Below are 17230 nucleotides of genomic sequence, written 5' to 3'. Positions count from 1 at the left end.
TGGGTGGTTGTGGTGACGACGGCGGTCGCGCGGGTGAGGTTGGGGCCGATGGCGTCGGCTTCGAGGACGCGGCCGGTGCGGCGGTTCTCTCCTTCTCCCCAGGCGACGGTGCGCTCGTAGCCGACGACGATCACGGCGTCTCCCTTGTGGAGGGAGACGAGCACGTGCTCGCCGAGTTCGAACTTCGCTTCCACGTAGTGCGTGGTCGGGGCCTCGTGCGGGGTCCACTCCCCCGCGCGGTATTCGCCGGTGTTCTCGATGACGCGCAGCTTCACAATCTGCACGCGGCCCGCCTGCACGGCCTCGGGGTCGGCGGCGAGGTTGCCGGTGATGGTCCTGGTGCTCATCTGTCGTCTCCGTAAGTTTGGTGGCGGCCCGAGGGGGCCGGATGTGGCTTATCTGTCGTCGCCGATCGTGTGGCTCAGCAGGAGTGGCCGTCCGGTCCTCTGGGGTGCCCCTGGCCGCTAATTGAGATGTGCGTTTCGGTCGCTGTTTACGGAGATGACGGTTGGGTGCTCCTCGGGCTTACACGAGGCAGATCACGACTGAGGAGGACGGGTTGAACGATCGACAAGCTCACATCTGGGTGGGCATCGATGCAGGAAAGGCGCATCACTGGGTGACAGCGATCGACGACCAGGGCGCGATGCTCTGGTCGCGCAAGGTCAGCAACGACGAAAGTGCGATCCTCGACCCGCTCGCCGAAGTGCTTACTCTCGGCGAGAACTTCACCTGGGCAGCCGACATCGTCGGCACCACGTCTGCGCTGCTTCTCGCGCTGCTCGCAAGCCACGGACAGTCCGCGCTGTACGTCCCCGGACGGATCGTCAACCGGATGGCCGGCGCATACCGAGGCGAAGCGAAGACGGACGCCCGCGACGCCTACGTAATCGCCGAGACGGCGCGGCACCGGCACGACCTGACCCCAATCAGGCTGCCGGTCGAGATCATTGCCGACCTCAAGCTCCTGATCGCACATCGCGGCGATCTCGTCGCTGATCGCGTCCGCATGCTCAACCGGCTCCGCGACGTCCTGACCGGCATCTTCCCCCGCCTCGACCGCGCGTTCGACTACGCCAAACACAAGGGCGCTCTCACCCTCCTCACCGGCTACCAGACGCCCACCGCGCTTCGCCGGATGGGGCAGGTGCGCCTGACGAAGTGGCTGGCTCGCCGCGGCGTGCAAGGCGCTCCGGCGGTCGCGGAGGCTGCTCTCGAGGCCGCGAGCGGACAACAGACGCAAATCGGGAACGAGACGATCGCGGCGCAGATCATCGCCGACATCGCAACGCAGATCCTCGCCCTCGACAAGCGTCTCCGAACGCTCGAGAACCAGATCACCACGATGTTCCACGCGCACCCGCAGGCCGAGATCATCGAATCGATGCCCGGGATGGGTCCGATCCTCGGAGCCGAATTCCTCGCCGCAGCCGGGCCACTCGACAACTACGCCGACGACGGCCACCTCGCCGCAGCGGCCGGGCTGATACCCGTTCCGCGCGACTCCGGACGCCGGACCGGGAACATGCACCGGCCGAAGCGGTACAACCGACATCTGCGCCGCTCGCTCTACCTCTCAGCGCAGACCTCCGTCATCCGCGAAGGACCAAACCGCGACCTTTACCTCAAGAAACGTAGCGAAGGGTACAAGCACACGCAGGCGCTCCTCGCTCTCTCCCGACGACGCGTGAGCGTGCTTTGGGCCCTGCTGCGCGACAACCGCACGTTCACCCCGGCGCCTCCGATTCGCTCTGCACAGATGAGCTGAACCGAGGTGATGAGCACTACGCCTCGTCAAACCCGATCGCCGCTTCGAGCGCCCACTGACCGATCCCCGTATCTAACGGTTCCTGCGATCGCTCCGTGTCGCCGTCGGCAACGTGTGGCTCCACGGCGGCCCCTGACAGCGTTCTCCCACCACTGCACGGCGAACGGCGGACTAAAGATCTGGCGTCAGCGGGCGAAGGTGCGCCCGTAGACCGCCACGTCCAGTCGTTTGTCCCCTAGAGGCAGCGCGCTGGTGAGGACGCCTTCCCGGGTGAACCCGAGCCGCTCAGCAACGCGCCAGCCGCGCACGTTCTCGACCGCCGTTCGTATCTCGACTCGACGGATTCCGCGGGCTGGGACCTCAGTCAGCAGCGCGGTGCAGGCGCGAGTCACGGCTCCGCGACCCTCGGTGGCGGCGTCGATCCAGTACCCGAGTTCCGCTGTCTGCGTGTAGGAGTTCATTCGAAGAGACGCTGAACCGATGATGGAATCGCCCGACATGATGACGGTCGGCAACACGGATTCTGCGATGAAGTCCGACAGCTGAGCACGAGTGAAGGCAGCAGTGCCATCGAGAGTTTGGTCGTAGAAGGCCCATGGCTCCCACTGCCTTAGACGCTCAAGATTGGCCACCGTCAGAGCGTGCATCTCCTCGACGGTGTCGAGGGTGCGTAGCGCGAGTCGGAATCCATCGCCGAGTTCGTGAGTGAAACGCATGCAATCAGCATCTCGTACACGGGCTGGTCCGTGCAGGAGCCCGGTCCTCCAAGGCTCGACAACCAGTCCCCTATCGGGACGATCGAGATAGGCGCGCTGTGGGACGGCCCCGGCCACGACCCCCTCGGAGGTCCCCGTCGACGCTCAAACGAAAGTAGGGCGCCTTGACGTCGTCATTGAGACTCCTGCTCGTGCGGTTGGTGGGTCCCGTCGGCGTCGACGGGTTCTCGTTCGCGGCCTCGGCCGCGGGGGTGTCGGTGGGGGGGTGTCTCGATGCCCCAGGACGCCAGAGCGTCGCGGCGGGTGACCTCGACCGGCGGCTCGGACAGCGCTCTGCGCTGTTCGAGCTCGGCGCGTGTGACGGTGAGGTCCTGGACGCGGCGCTCGTCGCCGTAGGCGAGGCGGTAGAGCCGGTCGGCCTCGTTCTCCAGCCAGTCGACTTCGCCTTGCCGGTCGGCTTGTCCGGCGAGGTACCCGGCCCGGTAGTCGTCACCGGTGATGTTCGGGCCGGTCATGCGGCGTGCTTCTCGATGAGGTCGGGGCGGAACCCCGACCAGTGGTCCTGGTCGCTCGCGACGACCACGGGGGCGGCGGAGTAGCCCAGCTCCTCCGTGACGTACGCGAGCGCTGCGGGGTTGGTGGTGATGTCGACGGTGGTGTACTCGATGCCCTTCTTCTCGAGCACCCGGTAGGTCATGGTGCACTGCACGCATGACGGTTTCGATTAGACAATCAGGCCAAGTTGCTTCTGCTGCATCATCTCGATTCTCCCGACTTGATGTCCGTTACTGCTGAGTCTGACTGATCGTTTTTGTTTGCCTCTCCGGCGGGTAGATCCGTTCGAGTGGAGACGGCGAAGTGCCGCGGATCCCTGGCGGTACAAGGGAGCAAGCGACCGCGTCGGGGATCCGTGGCACGCAGTCGGCGAAGCGAATTAGGGTCGGACCGCGGAGAGGTGAACAAGGCCCCTCCAAGCTCGGCCGCGAAGCGGCTCCATCGTGCGGCGCTCCGTCGCCGTCGCGGCAGCGCCCGGAATCGGAATTCACGGGGGAGCCGAGGGGGCTCGCCCCCTCGGCTCGCCGAAATGAGTGCCGCCTGGCTCAGAAATCGCTTCGAACAGCCGGTCGACTCCTGCGTCTCGTGTGCCAACACAGCCCCCTATGATGCATTTGATGCAACTTTGTTGCAGTTGGATCGGGTGGTGTGGTGATGGATCGAACGCTTCGGGTGTTGGCGCCGGTGACGTTGATCGCGCCGGAGCAGCAGACGTTCCAGGAGATGTTGACGGGGTGGGAGCGGCAGATGCGCGCTCGCGGTCTGGACGTGGTCACCGTTTCCAGCCGTCTCGGGTTGATTCGTCGTCTGCGGCTGTTCCTTGATGACTATCCGTGGAACTGGAGTGCGGCGGATGTCGAGGAGTTCACTGCGTCACTGCTGTCGGGTCCGAGGCCGCTCGCGAAGTCGACGATCCGCAGTTATCACCTGATGATCCGCGGGTTCTCGGCGTTCATCACCGATCCCCGCTACGACTGGCCGGCGGTCTGTGAGGAGCGGTTCGGCACGCATCCGGTGCAGGTCTGTCACGACTGGAACACCCACGCTCACGTTGCCGAGTTCGAGGCGCGGCCCGCGCGGCGCCCGTTCAGCTACGACGAGCTCGAGGTCTTCTTCGCCCACGTTGACGCGGAGATCGACCGGATCACTGAGCAGGGCAAGAAGGGCGCGTTGGGGGCTCTGCGGGATGCGCAGATGTTCAAGACCATCTACGCGTTCGGTCTGCGCCGTAATGAAGCGCGGATGCTGGATGTGACTGATCTGCATCCGAATCCGGAAGCACCCGCGTGGGGGACCTACGGGATGGTGCATGTCCGTCACGGGAAGTCCCGACGCGGCGGTCCCGCTCGCCGTCGCTCGGTGCTCGCGGTTCCGGAGTTCGAGTGGGCGATCCACGGCCTTCGCCAGTGGGTGGAGCAGGCGCGGCCTCTCTATGGCGAGACGGACAGCTCCGCGCTCTGGTTGACGGAACGCCGAGCCCGCGTCTCGGTCCGCCACCTGGACTCTCGGTTCGCGGTGCTGCGCGAGGGCGCAGGGCTGGATCCGGCGCTCACCCTGCACAGCCTGCGCCACTCCTACGTCACGCATCTGATCGAGTTCGGGTACCCCGAGCGCTTCGTTCAGGAGCAGGTCGGCCACGCCTACTCGTCGACGACGGCGCTCTACACCTCGGTCAGCAACGACTACAAGAATCGGATCCTGGCGCGCGCGCTAGCGAACGTCTATCAGGAGGAGAGCACGCGATGACCGCGATCGAGATGACATGGAACCTCCGCCAGCTGATGGCTCAGAAGGGTCTGTTCAAGACGACGGATCTGGTGCCTCTGCTGAGCGAGCGGGGAATCCAACTCTCCCGCGAGCAGATCTATCGCCTGGTGACCTCCAAGCCGGCACGGCTGAACATGGATGTGTTCGGAGCGCTCTGCGACATCCTCGACTGCAGCCCGGCGGAGCTGGTCACCTTCACCAAGACCGGGACCGTGACACAGGTCGCCGCAACCGCTGCCGGACGCCGCAAGGGACCCTCGATCGGGGATCTGCGCCCCATTCCGGCGACCATCCGCCGCGCGGACTGACACGCCTGGTGACGCCCCCACGTAGCGACCAAGTCACCATGTTGGTCGAGCGTCTGCACCGATCCTGCGATGTCTTCACGGCCCTGACGGTCGCCGAGGTCAAGGAGTTGGTTCAGCGGTACGTGCCGACGTCGAACAGTCAGACGCGGCTGCGGCATCACGTTCAGAGCTGTCCCGATTTCGCGGTGTCGGGTGACGCTTTCATGCCGCGCGTCGCGCAGCGCTTTCTGCACGACCTCACTCGAGATGGGCTGGTGCAGGTCGTGCTTCCGCGGTGCCTGAGTTGTGGCGATGCGCGGCTGCTGACGAAGACGCTCGCCGACGGGAGACGGGTCTGCGGTCGCTGCGAAGGCGCCGCGGGCCGACGCGAGTGCGCTGGCTGCGGCCGACACCGCACGATCATGGCTCGAGCAGCCGAGGGCGGTATCTGCTCGAGCTGCTGGCGTCACCGGCCAGAGGCGCGCAAGATCTGCAGCCGCTGCAACCGTCCCGGACTGATCCAGGAACGCACGATCGACGGGCCTGTCTGTGCCCGCTGCGCCACGGGGACCGTGCTGCCCTGCAGCAGCTGCGGGCAGACCGCGAAGATCACCGGCTACCTCCTCGGCGGAGCGCACTGTCTGCGCTGCTACAACCAGATCCGCCGCGTCCCTCTCCCTTGCCGGACCTGCGGCGAGTCGCGCATCATCGCCTACCTCGACGCCGCGGGTGAGCCCTGCTGTGCCAGCTGCGCCGGAGTCCCTGCTCGGTTCGGCTGCCGCGACTGCGGCGGGGAAACGGACCTCATCGGACGGCTCTGCGCGCCCTGCGCTGTCCGGGCGCGCAGCCTGACGTTGATTACGCGCGAGGACGGGACCGTCAACGAGGTGTTCAAGCCGCTGCGCGATTACCTCATCGCCTCACACCGCAGCCACACCCTCGCCGCCTGGACCACACGAAGCGCCAGCGCGACCCTCATTCGCGATCTCGTCAACGACCGCCTCACCCTCAACCACGCCAGTCTCGATCGCGCCTCACCCAGACGAGCAGTCGACCACGTCCGAGATCTGCTGGTCGCGGTCGGGTTGCTGCCCGGCCGCGACGAACGCCTCGTCCGCGCCGAGCGGCGCGTCCACGTGGCGGTAGTCGCGGCATCCGCTGAGCACCGGCCACTGCTGCGTCGCTATGCCACCTGGGAGATCGTCAACGACCTGCGCAGACGCGCCGCGCGATCGCCGTTGAGCGTCTCCGCGGCAAGCCGAGCCCGTCAGAAGATCGAGGCCGCCGACCTTTTCCTCCGCCACCTCGCGCACTCCGACACCGACCTTGGATCGGTGCGTCAAGCGCAGCTGGAGCAGTTCGTCCTCGATGAGCACATGGACCGGAACGCCCTCAGTGCGTTCCTGCGGTGGGCTCACGGCGCCCGACTCCTCGGCGATGTCGAACTGGTCATCCGCCAGCCCGCTACACCCAGCCCGGGCCACACCCGGACCGAACTCCTCGCCGCGATCACCAAGCTCTGCGAGGACGGAAGCATCCCTCTTCGCGCTCGGGTAGCGGGGCTGCTCGTCGCCCTGTTCGGGCAACGCTTGACCCATCTGGTCACTCTTACCCGCGCCCAGATCGACGTCAGCGAACTCCACAACAGCGTCTCAATCCGACTCGGAGACGAACCCGTCCGGCTCCCGCCGGTCCTGGCGCAGCTCACGCTCGAACTCCGAGATGCTCCCCGCCCCTGGCTCGAAGATCCCGGACAAGGATGGCTGTTCCCCTCGACGAAAGCCGGACAGCCGGTGCAGCCGTCCACCCTCGGATCCGAGCTGAGACGGTACGGCTTCAGCGTTGCACGACTGCGTAGTGCAGCCCGCTTCAACCTCGCCGGCAAGATCCCGCTCGGCCCACTCGAGGAACTCACCGGCATCGGAGCCCAATCGCTCAACCGGTGGGCCACTACCGCCCAACGAGACTGGTCGGCCTACATCCCACTCCGAACAGAGCCGCGGTCTCAACCGATGAATGCACCACACGGCGTCGCTGAAGGCAGGGCCGAGCCGGAGGGTCGCGCTCAGGAGCGCGACAGACCGTAGCGGTCCGAAGCGAGCCGCGATCTTGGGCGCTCTGTGGCTCCGAGTCGCGCCTAGTCGAGGAGCTCAGTCCGGATTCGAGCAGCGACGGCCTCGCGGAGGGGGCGGACGTTCTCGGCGCTCCAGTCGGTCGGGTCGGGAAACTTCCACTCCAGGAACCGGCCGGTCGGAGTCGCGGGGAGAGCGAGGCCGGGCTTCATGGCGACGACGATGTCGGCGGTCTCGAGGTCCTCGACTGTGACGGCGCGAGGGGTGCGGTCGCTGATGTCGAGGCCGAGCTCCGCGACGGTCGCAGCGATCGCGGGGTTCACCGTCTCGGCCGGGGAGAGGCCGGCGGAGGTGGCGGTGTAGCGGTCGCCGGCGAGGACTTCGAGAAGGCCTGCGCCGAGTTGGGAGCGGCCGGCGTTGTGCTGGCAGAGGAAGAGGACGGTGGGCTTCTGAGTCATGCGGGGATGCTGCTTCCGGTGTTCGTGCGGGTCCAGGTCTGGGTGGCGATCTGCACGGCATCCCACGGGGAGCCGAGCGGGGGTGTGTACGAGAGGTCGAGGTCGGAGACCTGCTCGACGGTGAGCCCGGCGAATAGGGCGGTCGCGTAGGTGTCGACGCGCTTCGCGGTCTCGGTACCGAGCCGTCCGACGAGCTGCGCGCCGAGCAGGCGTCCGTCGCGGGTGTCGCCGGTGATGCGGATCGTGATGGGCTGCGCGCCCGGGTAGTAGCGCTTGTGGTCGTCCGCGACCGCCGTCGTCGTCGCCGGAGAGAAACCGGCGGCGAGGGCCTCATGCTCGCGCAGGCCAGTACGGGAGGCGACGAGGTCGAACACCTTCACGACCTGCGTGCCGACGGAGCCGGCGAACCGGGCATCGCCGCCGAGGGCGTTCTCGCCCGCGACGCGTCCCTGCTTGTGCGCGGTGGTGCCCAGCGGCAGGTAGGTGCTGCCGAGCAGGCGATGGTGCGTGGTCACGCCGTCGCCTGCCGCGAACACGTGCGGGAGGCCGGTGCGCATCGCCTCGTCCACGACGACGGCATGGCCGGCGCCGAGGGACGCTCCAGCGCGGGCGAGCAGGTCGGTGTTCGGCTTCACGCCGACCACGAGGAGCACGACGTCAGCGGTCCGAGTGAGGGGTGTGCCGTCGTGGTCGGCGTGCACGGCGAGGCCGGTCGCGGTCTTCTCGATCGAGGCGACAGTCGTGCGGGTGAGCACCTCGACGCCGTGCTCGTCGAGTTCGGTGTGGACGAGGGCGCCGAGTTCGGGATCGAGCGTGGAGAGGACCTCCGGACCGCGCTGGAGCTGGGTGACCTGGAGGCCGCGGACGGTGAGGGCCTCGGCCATCTCGAGGCCGACGTAGCCGGCGCCGACGATGATCGCCGTCTGCGGGTCGCGGCCATCGAGGAATCGCTCGAGCGCGAAGGTGTCGCCCATCGAGTGCAGCACGTGCACGCCGTCCTCCGGCCCCAGCTCATTCACGCCGGCGATGCCCGCGGACGACGCGAGGGCGCCGGTACCGACGATCAGCTCGTCGTAGCCGATCCGGTCGAGCGTCCCGTCGGGGGTGCGGACGGTGAGCTGCTGCCCGGCGACGTCGATGTCGGTCGCGAAGGTGCCCAGGCGCAGGGTCATGCCGGTGGCTTCGAGGTCGGCGTGAGTGCGGTGCGCGAGCGACTGCCACGGCTGCACCTCGCGGGAAAAGTAGTACGGGATCCCGCAGATCGAGAAGTTCGGGTACGAGTCGGCAACGACGACGGTCACGTCGACGGACGGGTCGAGCTCGCGGGCGCGCAGCGCGGCGGAGATCCCCGCGTCGCTGCCGCCGATAGCGACGAGATGCATCAGAAGGCCTTCCGGATCAGACGTGCGAAGAGGTCGAGGTGGTGGCGGGGACCACGAGGCTCCCGGCCGCCCGGGCGGCGCCCGGGAAGAGGAACACGGCGATGCCGACGCCGATCGCGGCGCCGACGAGCTGCGCCGCGATGAACGGCAGGACGGAGGCGGGCGCGATGCCGGCGAAGGTGTCGGTGACGACGCGGCCGAGGGTCACGGCGGGGTTCGCGAACGAGGTCGAGGACGTGAACCAGTACGCCGCACCGATGTACGCGCCGACCGCGGCGGCCGCGAGCGGGCCGCGGTTCGTGCGGGCGAGGGAAAGGATCACGAGGACCAGGCCCGCGGTGGCGACGACCTCCCCGAGCAGGTGCCCGGCGGTGACGCGCTCGGTCGTCGCGATCGCGCTCGGGACCTCGAACATCGCGTTCGCGAGGACCGCGCCGCCGATGCCACCGAGCAGCTGCGCGCCGACGAACACCGCCAGCTCCCGCCCCGACAGGCCGGTGCGGTCGCGGCGACCGAGGAACGCGTCGACGGCGGAGACGAGCGGGTTGAAGTGCGCCCCCGACACCGGCCCGAGAGTAAGGATCAGCACCCCCAGGCCCAGGGCGGTCGCGAGGGAGTTCTCCAGCAGTTGCAGGCCGACGTCGTTCGGGGAGAGCGATTGGGCGGCGATGCCGGAGCCGACGACGATCGCCACGAGCAGGCCCGTGCCGAGGAACTCGGCCACGGCCCGACGAGCGAGCGGAGGAGGGGAAGTGGTGTCCATGTCGTCGGCCATCTTGACCGCTCACGATCACTCAGTCAAGATTGAGTCAATGAACACCGAGCGAACCGAACTGGAAGCGCGGGCCGCCCGGCACGCGGCCCTCAGCGACCCAGCACGGCTGCGGATCGTGGACCTGCTCACCCTCGGAGACCTGGCGCCGCGGGAGCTGCAGGACCGACTCGGCATGCCCTCGAACCTCGTCGCGCACCACCTCGCCGTCCTCGAGCGCGAGGGCATGATCCTCCGTCGCCGCTCGGAGGCGGACCGGCGCCGCAGCTACGTCCACCTGATCCCCGGCGCGTTCGATCAGCTCGGGCCCTCGACCACCGCCGCCGCGCGACGGGTGCTGTTCGTGTGCACCGCGAACTCCGCCCGGTCCCAGCTCGCCGCGCAGCTCTGGGCGCAGCGCAGCCCCATCCCCGTCGCCTCCGCCGGCACCCACCCGGCCGCCGCGGTGGCGGCCGGCGCGATCGCGACCGCCGAACGCCACGGCCTCCCGCTGCCCGAAGGCGCGCCGCAGCAGTTCGCGGCCGTCGCCGCCGACACCGACCTCGTGATCACTGTCTGCGACGCCGCGCATGAGGAGCTCGGCTCGGCGGCGCTGCACTGGTCGATTCCCGACCCGGTACCTGCCGGCACGGACGCCGCGTTCGATGCCGCCTACGACGAGCTGGCCGCGCGCGTCGACGCTCTTGCGGCAAGGGTCACGGCCGCCTGATCAGACGCGGGTGAGCATCCCCGCGAGGGAGTCGAGCGCGCCGGGGACGAGGGAGAAGTACGCCCACGTGCCGCGCTTCTCGCGGGCCAGGATCCCGGCGTCCACGAGGATCTTCAAGTGGTGCGACACCGTCGGCTGACTCAGCCCAACCGGCTCCGTGAAGTCGCACACGCACACCTCGCCCGAACTGCTCGACGCCACGATCGACACCAGGCGGAGCCTCGCCGGATCCGCCATCGCCTTCAACGCCCGCGCCAGCAGCTCCGCGCCCTCGGCGCTCAGCGGCTCGCGCGCGAGCGGCGCGCAGCACGCGGCCGCCGCCGCGGTGAGAGTCAGCTCGGTCGTCACCATGCGTCCACCCTCCCACACATTGACAGCCGTCGATATAGCGGGGCAGACTCGGTCCATCGATGACCGTCGATGTTGAGGAGTGCACCTGATGACCATGCTGCTGACCGTCCCGCCCCGCACCGACGAGCGCCGCCTCACCGGCCTGCCCGTCGCCGTCATCGGCGCCGGGCCCGTTGGTCTCGCCGCTGCCGCGCAGCTGCTCGAGCGCGGGCTCGACGTCATCGTCTACGAGGCTGGCGAGAGCGCCGGAGCCGCGGTGCAGCAGTGGGGCCACACCCGCCTGTTCTCGCCGTGGGAGTACCTGGTCGACGCGGCTGCCGGGCGCCTGCTCGACGCCGCCGGCTGGGAGGCGCCCGCGGCGACGAAACTGCCCACCGGGCACGAGTTCGTCCGCGACTACCTCGCCCCGCTCGCCGCGACTCCGCAGCTCGCCCCGGTCATCCGCTACCGCTCCCGCGTGACCGCTGTGTCCCGTGAGGGCATGGACCGCACCCGCTCCACCGGCCGCGCCGGCACTCCGTTCCTGCTGCGAATGGACACCCCCGAAGGCGCCGTCGACGTCACCGCCCGCGCTGTCATCGACACCTCCGGTACGTACTCCACGCCCAACGCCCTCGCCTCCGCGGGTCTGGACCCAATCGGTGCCCTTGATGTCGCTGAGCACCTCAGTCACGCGCTGCCGGACGTGCTCGGCGCCGACCGTGCCCGGTTCGCCGGGAAGAGCGTCCTCGTCGTCGGCGCCGGCCACTCCGCCGCGAACACCCTGATCAAGCTCGCCCGTCTCGCTCGCGAGGAAGCGGAGACGAGGATCACGTGGGCGATTCGCGGCACGAGCCCGCTGCGCGTCTTCGGCTCGGGCGACGATGAGCTCGAGGAGCGCGGCAAGCTCGGCGGTACCGTGCACCAGCTCGTCCGCGACGGCGCGATCACTCTCCTGGACCGCTTCGAAATCGACCGCCTCGAGAAGACCGTGTCCGGCGGCGTCACGGTGATGGGGCGGCGGCGGAAGGAGCGCGAGAGTGTGGAAGTCGATGTCGTCGTTCAGGCCACCGGGTTCCGGCCCGACCTCGACATGCTGCGCGAGATCCGTGTCTCGTTGGACGAGATTGTGGAAGCGCCCCGCGCACTCGCCTCGCTCATCGACCCGAACCTGCACTCCTGCGGCACCGTCGACCCGCACGGCGTCGCGGAACTCGCCCACCCCGAGCCGAACTTCTTCATCGCGGGGATGAAGTCGTACGGCAGGGCGCCGACCTTCCTGCTCGTCACCGGCTATGAGCAGGTCCGCTCGATCGCGGACGAACTCGCGGGCGATCACGCCGCGGCCCGGCGCGTGCAGCTCGTGCTCCCCGAAACCGGCGTCTGCTCCACCGACATCGGATCCGCCGGAGGAAGCTGCTGCTCATGACCGCGATTCGGCCGATGATCCCCGGGGATTGGGTGGCGGTCGAGGCGATCTACCGCGAGGGGATCGCGACCGGGCACGCCACGTTCGAGGCCGAACCGCCGACGTGGGAGGCGTTCGATGCGGGGAAGCTCGACGTCGGGCGCCTGGTCGCCGTCGACGGAGAACAGATCCTCGGTTGGGCCGCGTTGTCGAAGGTCTCGACCCGCCCCGTCTACCGGGGCGTGGTCGAGCACTCCGTCTACATCGCCGCCGCCGCACGCGGCCGCGGCGTCGGATCGATCCTGCTCGCCGCGCTCATCAGCGCGGCGGACGACGCGGAACTGTGGACGATCCAGTCGAGCATCTTCCCCGAGAACACCGCCAGTCTCGCCCTCCACGACCGCGCTGGATTCCGGCGCGTGGGCATCCGGGAGCGCATCGCGCAGATGACATACGGGCCGGAGGCCGGTCGGTGGCGCGACACGATCCTCATCGAGCGGCGGCGCCCGTGAGGCCGTGACTCGTTCAGGATCCGCGTGTATTGTGATCGTCACAACGGGCCGGTTCCCGGAACGTTGCCAGCCTAAGACCCCGCCTCGGTGGGGTCTTAGTTTTTAGGGCGTCCAGATCCAGTCGTGCGACGTCGACGCGGTGACCAGTCCGCTCAACCGCGCCATCGTCGCCGCGGACTTCGGGTGCGTCTCCGTCACCGTCTGTCGGCGCCGATGCAGATAGACCGCGAGGTCCACTGCCTGCAACCCGGCGGCGTTCCTCGAGGACGCGAACTGGATCGGGGAGGAAATCAGGTCGAGCTTGCTCGGTCGGTAGCCCGGCGTTCCCAGCAGCTGGTAGCTCTCGAACTGTCGCCGGTGCTCTTCCTGCGTCGCGATCTCGTCGGCGACGACGATCACCTCCTCCGTGTCGGAAGAGAAGACGTAGCGGCGGTACTCGTTCACCCGCTCGAGCAGGTGCTGCAGGACGACCTTATGCGGCTGCTCCGGGTACCGATACCGAGCGTTCAGACGCTTCACGTCCACGCCACGGAACAGGTAACGGACCTCGGCCTCCTGTGCGATGCGCAGCGCGGCCGCATAGATGCCGGCTGCCTCGCGATGCTTCCCGCGCAGAGGAGCCCACTCGCCGGCGCCACCCATCAGCTCGTGCCCGTGGAACTCGACATCGGCTGGCACCCCGTGGTCCGCGGCGATCTGCTCCCGGAGAGCGGCGTAGCCCCGCTCGAGCTGCTCCCACTTCTCCTGCGTGGTCACGGCAGCGCCGATGAAGTAGAAGTCCTGTGTGTAGGACTCGTCCACGTACGCGATCAGCATCCGGTCATCATGTCAGCGACCTCCGCCACCACCAGCGGCAGAACAACGCCGATGAGCCGCTGCGAACGGCTCGCAGACGCGAGCACGTCGCGGGAGCACCGATGCTCGGGGTGCACGGAGGGCACCCGATCGATCTGTCGTCACTGGTTCTGTCCGCGGGTGCGGAAGATGCACTCGGTCGAGCAGAGCTCGTCCCGGTCGGGGCAGGCGGCGAGGTCGTGGTCGGCGCGGTCGAGGCGAGAGCGCAGCTCGTCCAGTCGTGCGCGTTTCTCGTCCAGCTGCCGCACCCGTTCCGCGAGGAGCGGGCGGAGCGCGTCGCGGACGTCGGTGCAGGAGGTGGTCTCGAGGGCACGCAGGTGCCGGCCGATGTCCTCGAGCGGGAGGCCCAGCTCTTTGCTGGACTCGATGAGGTCCAGGCGTGCGAGCACGTCCGCGTCGTAGTCGCGGTACCCGTTGCCGCTGCGGCCGGGGGTGATGAGCCCGATGGACTCGTAGTACCGCAGCGCCGTCGCGGAGACGCCGCTGCGCTTGCTGACGTCCGAGATCCGCACACGCCGACCCTACGACTCGAACCCCCGCTTGACCTTCAACCGGCTCGAACGTTTACCGTTGCACCCCGTGCCCTACCTTCTTCCCGGTGTGCTGTCGTGAAGGCGCTCGTCGCCTGGCTCGAACACCGCCAGATCCCGCTCTACCTCGCCGCGATCGCCGCCGGAGCTGCGGTCGGGCTGCTGCTGCCCGCCGCGCACCATCTCGAGGTCGCGATCGAGCCGGTGCTCGCGCTGCTGCTGTTCGCCACGTTCCTCGGCGTCCCGTTCGCCGCGATCGGCCGGTCGCTGCGCGACGGCCGTTTCCTCGCCGCGGTCGGGGTCCTGAACTTCGTCGTTGTGCCCGTTGTTGCCTACGGCCTGTCCCGGTTCGTGGCCGAGAGTCCCGTGCTGCTGTTCGGGGTGCTGCTGGTGCTGCTGACACCGTGCATCGACTACGTGATCGTCTTCGCCGGCCTCGCGGGCGGCGCGTCCGACCGGCTCCTCGCCGCGGCGCCGCTGCTGATGCTCGCGCAGATCCTGCTCCTGCCGCTGTATCTGCTGCTCTTCCTCGGACCGGAGGCAGTCGCCGTAGTCGAGGTCGGCCCGTTCGCGCGCGCGTTCCTACTGCTGATCGTCGTACCGCTCACCGCGGCCGCTCTCATGCAGGCCCTCGGTCGGCGGCACCGGGCGGGCCGGGTGATCGAGTCCACGATGTTGGGCCTCATGGTGCCGCTGATGATGGGGACCTTGTTCGTCGTCGTGGCCTCCCAGGCCGGCGCCGTCGGCGCGGCCGCCGGACAGCTGGTCGTCCTCGTCCCGATCTACGCCGGCTTCCTCGTCGTCATGGCCGCCGCCGGCCTCGGTGTCGCGCGACTCTTCCGTCTCGAGTACTCCGGGACGCGGGCGCTTGTGTTCAGTGGCGCGACCCGCAACTCGCTCGTCGTGCTTCCGCTGGCACTCGCGCTGCCGGCGTCGCTCGCGCTCGCGCCGGTCGTCGTCGTGACGCAGACGCTTGTGGAGCTGATCGGCATGGTGGTGTTCGTCCGGTTGGTCCCGCATCTGACGCCCCGCCGGGATGCGCCCTCGGCGCCGGACCGGTCGAGGGCGGGCGGGTCCTAGCCGCAATCAGTGAGCCGCCGGCGGCGACGTCGGGTCCCGCTGGGCCGCATCAATCGTCGTCGTCCTCGACGAGTTCGCCTTCCCATGCCTCGCGTCCTTCGTGGATCGCGAACAGCGCGATGACGAATCCTGCGACCGGGTCGAGCCACGCGGCGCCGGTGAGGGCGTAGAGGACGAGTCCGACGAGGGTCGAGACGCTGAGCAGGACGCAGATCCGGGTCTCTGCCGCGTCCGCGAGGATCAGGGGATCTCCGAGCTTTTTCCCGACACGGGTCTTCACCGCGGCGAGTACCGGCATGACGATGATCGAGAGGATCAGGAGCCCGATACTGACCGGCGAGGACTCGGGGGCGTCGCCGGCGATGAGGCTGCGGATGCCTTCGACAGTGACGTAGGCGGCGAGGAGGAAGAACGTCACCGCAACGAACTTCAGTGTGCGCTTCTCTTTGGCCTCGTCGGCTTCACCGTGACGCAGTCGTGCCGCAAGGCGAAGACCCACCAGCACGGCGGCGATCGACTCGATGCCAGAGTCGATGCCGAACCCGATCACGGATACGAGTCCCGCGGCGATGCCGGCGGCGATCGCGACGATTCCCTCAATGACGTTGTAGGCGACGGTGAACTGCGCGAGGCGCAGTCCGTGCCGGGTCAGTCGCTCTGTCTCGGCCGCAGTGAGTGCGCTCATTCGCCAGCCCTCGCAGCCGATCCGTAGGTGCCGCAGAGATCGACCTGGTAGCCGGTCGCCTCCAGCAGTGTCTCCGCGGATTCGAGAAGATCCATCAGCTCTGGACGGGCAAGGGAATAGAACACCTGCCGGCCCTGGGGCCGTCCCTCCACGAGCGCGCAATCACGCAGACAGGCAACATGCTCGGAGAGAGTCGACTGAGCGAGCCCCAGCTCCCCCACCAAATCGCTCACGCGCGCCTCTCCTAGGCGAAGGCGACGCAGGATCTTCAGGCGAGTCGGATCCGCGAGGGAGTGAAACAGGGACACGGCGGCAAGGTCGCCCTGCGCTTCAATGATCGGCATTTACCGATGATATCGGCGGCAAGCAGTAAATGCGATCGTCCTCGTCGGCAGCGAGAACCACGACAAGAATAGTCTCGATAAACAGTAGCTTTCCGAGACGCGCCCTCCAGCGGTCGTTCCGCGCTCAGCGGGTCCGACTTCTCGGGATGCCCACTGTCTTGGAAAGACGTCTTGCCGCGCTTCGTCTCAGGACGAGGCTCGGAAGGTGTTTCCAAGTCAGAATGAGCTCATGAGCCTTCTGGGGTATACGCGTGTGAGCACGTCGAGCCAGGACGCGCAGCTGCAACTCGACGCGCTCGTCGCAGCCGGCGTGCAGAAGCGCGACGTCTTCGCGGACGTCACCTCAGGGAGCAAGACCGCGATCGAGCGGACTGGAATGAAGAAGCTCCTCGAGTACGCAGAGGACGGCGACACCGTCGTCGTCTGGCGAATTGACCGCCTCGGTCGCTCCCTGATCGACGTCCTGAACACGGTGAACCTACTGCGCGAGCGCGGGGTCCAGGTCCGGTCGATTTCAGACGGCATCGACCCGTCGACGTCGACAGGCCGACTGATGCTGAACATGCTCGCCACACTCGCGGAGTACGAGCGCGAACTCATCGTCGAACGAGTCAACGCTGGCATCGCCGCCGCTCGCGCGAACGGCACTCGATTCGGTCGGCCCCTGTCGGATCCGGTCGTGATCGCGGACAAACTCGCCATCGCCGCGGACGCGCGAGCGCGCGGCCGGACCGCTGAGGACGCCGCTCGACTCGTCGGCTGGAGTCGAGCGACGCTCTACCGCCATCAGCAGGCCCACGCGGCCCACGAGAGCGCCGCGCTCTAGCGACTGATGAGACCGCCGCCGTAATCCGAACACCGCGCAGAACGAACACATGCCTTGCGCCAGTCGGTGAGCATCAGTCGTCCCACCGGTCGCCGCGGTGCGGGTCGTGCTCGTCGTTGACCGGGGACCAGGCGTGCAGCTCGGCCCACTTCTCGGCGGCGTCGGTGTGTCCGG

The 17230-nt window shown here is 68.3% G+C and carries 20 protein-coding genes and 1 pseudogene; 9 read left to right on the top strand and 12 right to left on the bottom strand.

What is annotated here, in order from left to right; genetic code table 11:
• On the bottom strand, positions 1-347 hold a 347-nt coding region (locus C5C57_RS16605; RefSeq protein ID WP_104297888.1), incomplete at its 3' end, for a single-stranded DNA-binding protein.
• A gap of 212 nt (positions 348-559) precedes the next feature.
• On the opposite strand from C5C57_RS16605, the gene C5C57_RS16600 reads away from it, so the two are divergent.
• A complete protein-coding gene (locus tag C5C57_RS16600; protein WP_104297891.1) occupies positions 560-1768 on the top strand; it encodes an IS110 family transposase in 1209 nt (402 codons plus the stop codon).
• A gap of 185 nt (positions 1769-1953) precedes the next feature.
• Here C5C57_RS16600 and C5C57_RS16595 read toward each other — a convergent pair whose 3' ends face one another.
• From C5C57_RS16595 to nrdH, 3 genes and pseudogenes are all read right to left on the bottom strand, one after another.
• Entirely contained in the window at positions 1954-2484 is a 531-nt protein-coding gene (locus tag C5C57_RS16595) for a GNAT family N-acetyltransferase (protein ID WP_104297887.1), read from the bottom strand.
• Between the two features lie 173 nt (positions 2485-2657).
• The gene (locus tag C5C57_RS16590) at positions 2658-2999 is read right to left on the bottom strand and encodes a hypothetical protein (protein ID WP_104297886.1); all 342 of its coding nucleotides are present in this window, start codon (positions 2997-2999) and stop codon (positions 2658-2660) included.
• A pseudogene (nrdH, locus tag C5C57_RS16585) lies at positions 2996-3208 on the bottom strand (glutaredoxin-like protein NrdH); the annotation flags it as partial. The pseudogene nrdH and the gene C5C57_RS16590, both read right to left, overlap by 4 nt.
• A 485-nt stretch (positions 3209-3693) precedes the next feature.
• Between nrdH and C5C57_RS16580 the strand changes: the two are divergent.
• Genes C5C57_RS16580 through C5C57_RS17850 form a run of 3 tightly spaced genes read left to right on the top strand, consistent with a single transcriptional unit; the run spans position 3694 to position 7180 of the window.
• Positions 3694-4785: a tyrosine-type recombinase/integrase gene (locus tag C5C57_RS16580; RefSeq protein ID WP_181069249.1), complete on the top strand. Its 1092-nt coding sequence runs from the start codon at positions 3694-3696 to the stop codon at positions 4783-4785.
• Positions 4782-5114, top strand: a complete 333-nt coding sequence (locus C5C57_RS16575) for a helix-turn-helix transcriptional regulator (protein ID WP_104297885.1) — start codon at positions 4782-4784, stop codon at positions 5112-5114. The genes C5C57_RS16580 and C5C57_RS16575 overlap by 4 nt, the downstream gene beginning before the upstream one ends.
• A 38-nt stretch (positions 5115-5152) precedes the next feature.
• Positions 5153-7180: a hypothetical protein gene (locus C5C57_RS17850; RefSeq protein WP_146082463.1), complete on the top strand. Its 2028-nt coding sequence runs from the start codon at positions 5153-5155 to the stop codon at positions 7178-7180.
• Between the two features lie 50 nt (positions 7181-7230).
• Here C5C57_RS17850 and C5C57_RS16565 read toward each other — a convergent pair whose 3' ends face one another.
• The 3 genes from C5C57_RS16565 to C5C57_RS16555 are packed head-to-tail and all read right to left on the bottom strand — an operon-like array spanning position 7231 to position 9768.
• Positions 7231-7623, bottom strand: coding sequence for a low molecular weight phosphatase family protein (locus tag C5C57_RS16565; protein ID WP_104297883.1), 393 nt, complete (start codon positions 7621-7623; stop codon positions 7231-7233).
• The gene (locus tag C5C57_RS16560) at positions 7620-9005 is read right to left on the bottom strand and encodes an FAD-dependent oxidoreductase (protein WP_104297882.1); all 1386 of its coding nucleotides are present in this window, start codon (positions 9003-9005) and stop codon (positions 7620-7622) included. The genes C5C57_RS16565 and C5C57_RS16560 overlap by 4 nt, the downstream gene beginning before the upstream one ends.
• 16 nt (positions 9006-9021) lie before the next feature.
• Positions 9022-9768 (bottom strand): MIP/aquaporin family protein, encoded by a 747-nt coding sequence (locus C5C57_RS16555; RefSeq protein ID WP_181069247.1) that lies wholly within the window; start codon positions 9766-9768, stop codon positions 9022-9024.
• A 49-nt stretch (positions 9769-9817) separates the two neighbouring features.
• Between C5C57_RS16555 and C5C57_RS16550 the strand changes: the two genes are divergently transcribed.
• Complete coding sequence (locus C5C57_RS16550; protein ID WP_104297880.1) at positions 9818-10486, top strand: helix-turn-helix domain-containing protein; 669 nt, start codon at positions 9818-9820, stop codon at positions 10484-10486.
• On the opposite strand, the gene C5C57_RS16545 is transcribed toward C5C57_RS16550, so the two are convergent.
• Positions 10487-10837: a helix-turn-helix transcriptional regulator gene (locus C5C57_RS16545; protein WP_104297879.1), complete on the bottom strand. Its 351-nt coding sequence runs from the start codon at positions 10835-10837 to the stop codon at positions 10487-10489. It abuts the gene before it with no gap.
• An 88-nt stretch (positions 10838-10925) separates the two neighbouring features.
• On the opposite strand from C5C57_RS16545, the gene C5C57_RS16540 reads away from it, so the two are divergent.
• Positions 10926-12245: an FAD-dependent oxidoreductase gene (locus tag C5C57_RS16540; RefSeq protein ID WP_104297878.1), complete on the top strand. Its 1320-nt coding sequence runs from the start codon at positions 10926-10928 to the stop codon at positions 12243-12245.
• Entirely contained in the window at positions 12242-12736 is a 495-nt protein-coding gene (locus C5C57_RS16535) for a GNAT family N-acetyltransferase (protein ID WP_258072762.1), read from the top strand. The genes C5C57_RS16540 and C5C57_RS16535 overlap by 4 nt, the downstream gene beginning before the upstream one ends.
• Before the next feature lie 102 nt (positions 12737-12838).
• Here the strand turns inward: C5C57_RS16535 and C5C57_RS16530 are convergent, their stop codons facing one another.
• Both C5C57_RS16530 and C5C57_RS16525 read right to left on the bottom strand, forming a co-directional pair.
• Positions 12839-13552 carry a DUF3800 domain-containing protein gene (locus C5C57_RS16530; RefSeq protein WP_104297877.1) on the bottom strand — a complete coding sequence of 238 codons (714 nt, stop codon included), beginning with the start codon at positions 13550-13552 and terminating at the stop codon, positions 12839-12841.
• 140 nt (positions 13553-13692) lie between these two features.
• Entirely contained in the window at positions 13693-14103 is a 411-nt protein-coding gene (locus tag C5C57_RS16525) for a MerR family transcriptional regulator (RefSeq protein ID WP_104297876.1), read from the bottom strand.
• Between the two features lie 96 nt (positions 14104-14199).
• Between C5C57_RS16525 and C5C57_RS16520 the strand changes: the two genes are divergently transcribed.
• Positions 14200-15201, top strand: a complete 1002-nt coding sequence (locus C5C57_RS16520) for a bile acid:sodium symporter (RefSeq protein WP_104297875.1) — start codon at positions 14200-14202, stop codon at positions 15199-15201.
• A gap of 49 nt (positions 15202-15250) precedes the next feature.
• On the opposite strand, the gene C5C57_RS16515 is transcribed toward C5C57_RS16520, so the two are convergent.
• Positions 15251-15886, bottom strand: coding sequence for a cation diffusion facilitator family transporter (locus tag C5C57_RS16515; RefSeq protein WP_104297874.1), 636 nt, complete (start codon positions 15884-15886; stop codon positions 15251-15253).
• Positions 15883-16230 (bottom strand): helix-turn-helix transcriptional regulator, encoded by a 348-nt coding sequence (locus C5C57_RS16510; protein WP_104297873.1) that lies wholly within the window; start codon positions 16228-16230, stop codon positions 15883-15885. Before C5C57_RS16510 ends, C5C57_RS16515 begins: the two co-directional genes overlap by 4 nt.
• A 229-nt stretch (positions 16231-16459) precedes the next feature.
• Between C5C57_RS16510 and C5C57_RS16505 the strand changes: the two genes are divergently transcribed.
• A complete protein-coding gene (locus C5C57_RS16505; protein ID WP_104297872.1) occupies positions 16460-17056 on the top strand; it encodes a recombinase family protein in 597 nt (198 codons plus the stop codon).
• The last annotated feature ends 174 nt before the right edge of the window (positions 17057-17230 follow it).

It is taken from the genome of Rathayibacter sp. AY1C5 (assembly GCF_002931705.1).
Taxonomy (GTDB): Bacteria; Actinomycetota; Actinomycetes; order Actinomycetales; family Microbacteriaceae; genus Rathayibacter.
The sequence above is the reverse complement of the archived record's forward strand: the minus strand, read 5'-3'. Positions and strand labels throughout refer to the sequence as shown.

Excerpts from the sequence above, each read along its gene's own strand:
- C5C57_RS16595 (WP_104297887.1), bottom strand. The coding sequence starts at position 2,484 with ATGCGTTTCACTCACGAACTCGGCGATGGATTCCGACTCGCGCTACGC.
- C5C57_RS16590 (WP_104297886.1), bottom strand. The coding sequence starts at position 2,999 with ATGACCGGCCCGAACATCACCGGTGACGACTACCGGGCCGGGTACCTC.
- C5C57_RS16580 (WP_181069249.1), top strand. The coding sequence starts at position 3,694 with ATGGATCGAACGCTTCGGGTGTTGGCGCCGGTGACGTTGATCGCGCCG.
- C5C57_RS16575 (WP_104297885.1), top strand. The coding sequence starts at position 4,782 with ATGACCGCGATCGAGATGACATGGAACCTCCGCCAGCTGATGGCTCAG.
- C5C57_RS17850 (WP_146082463.1), top strand. The coding sequence starts at position 5,153 with ATGTTGGTCGAGCGTCTGCACCGATCCTGCGATGTCTTCACGGCCCTG.
- C5C57_RS16565 (WP_104297883.1), bottom strand. The coding sequence starts at position 7,623 with ATGACTCAGAAGCCCACCGTCCTCTTCCTCTGCCAGCACAACGCCGGC.
- C5C57_RS16560 (WP_104297882.1), bottom strand. The coding sequence starts at position 9,005 with ATGCATCTCGTCGCTATCGGCGGCAGCGACGCGGGGATCTCCGCCGCG.
- C5C57_RS16555 (WP_181069247.1), bottom strand. The coding sequence starts at position 9,768 with ATGGACACCACTTCCCCTCCTCCGCTCGCTCGTCGGGCCGTGGCCGAG.
- C5C57_RS16550 (WP_104297880.1), top strand. The coding sequence starts at position 9,818 with ATGAACACCGAGCGAACCGAACTGGAAGCGCGGGCCGCCCGGCACGCG.
- C5C57_RS16545 (WP_104297879.1), bottom strand. The coding sequence starts at position 10,837 with ATGGTGACGACCGAGCTGACTCTCACCGCGGCGGCGGCCGCGTGCTGC.
- C5C57_RS16540 (WP_104297878.1), top strand. The coding sequence starts at position 10,926 with ATGACCATGCTGCTGACCGTCCCGCCCCGCACCGACGAGCGCCGCCTC.
- C5C57_RS16535 (WP_258072762.1), top strand. The coding sequence starts at position 12,242 with ATGACCGCGATTCGGCCGATGATCCCCGGGGATTGGGTGGCGGTCGAG.
- C5C57_RS16530 (WP_104297877.1), bottom strand. The coding sequence starts at position 13,552 with ATGCTGATCGCGTACGTGGACGAGTCCTACACACAGGACTTCTACTTC.
- C5C57_RS16515 (WP_104297874.1), bottom strand. The coding sequence starts at position 15,886 with ATGAGCGCACTCACTGCGGCCGAGACAGAGCGACTGACCCGGCACGGA.
- C5C57_RS16510 (WP_104297873.1), bottom strand. The coding sequence starts at position 16,230 with ATGCCGATCATTGAAGCGCAGGGCGACCTTGCCGCCGTGTCCCTGTTT.
- C5C57_RS16505 (WP_104297872.1), top strand. The coding sequence starts at position 16,460 with ATGAGCCTTCTGGGGTATACGCGTGTGAGCACGTCGAGCCAGGACGCG.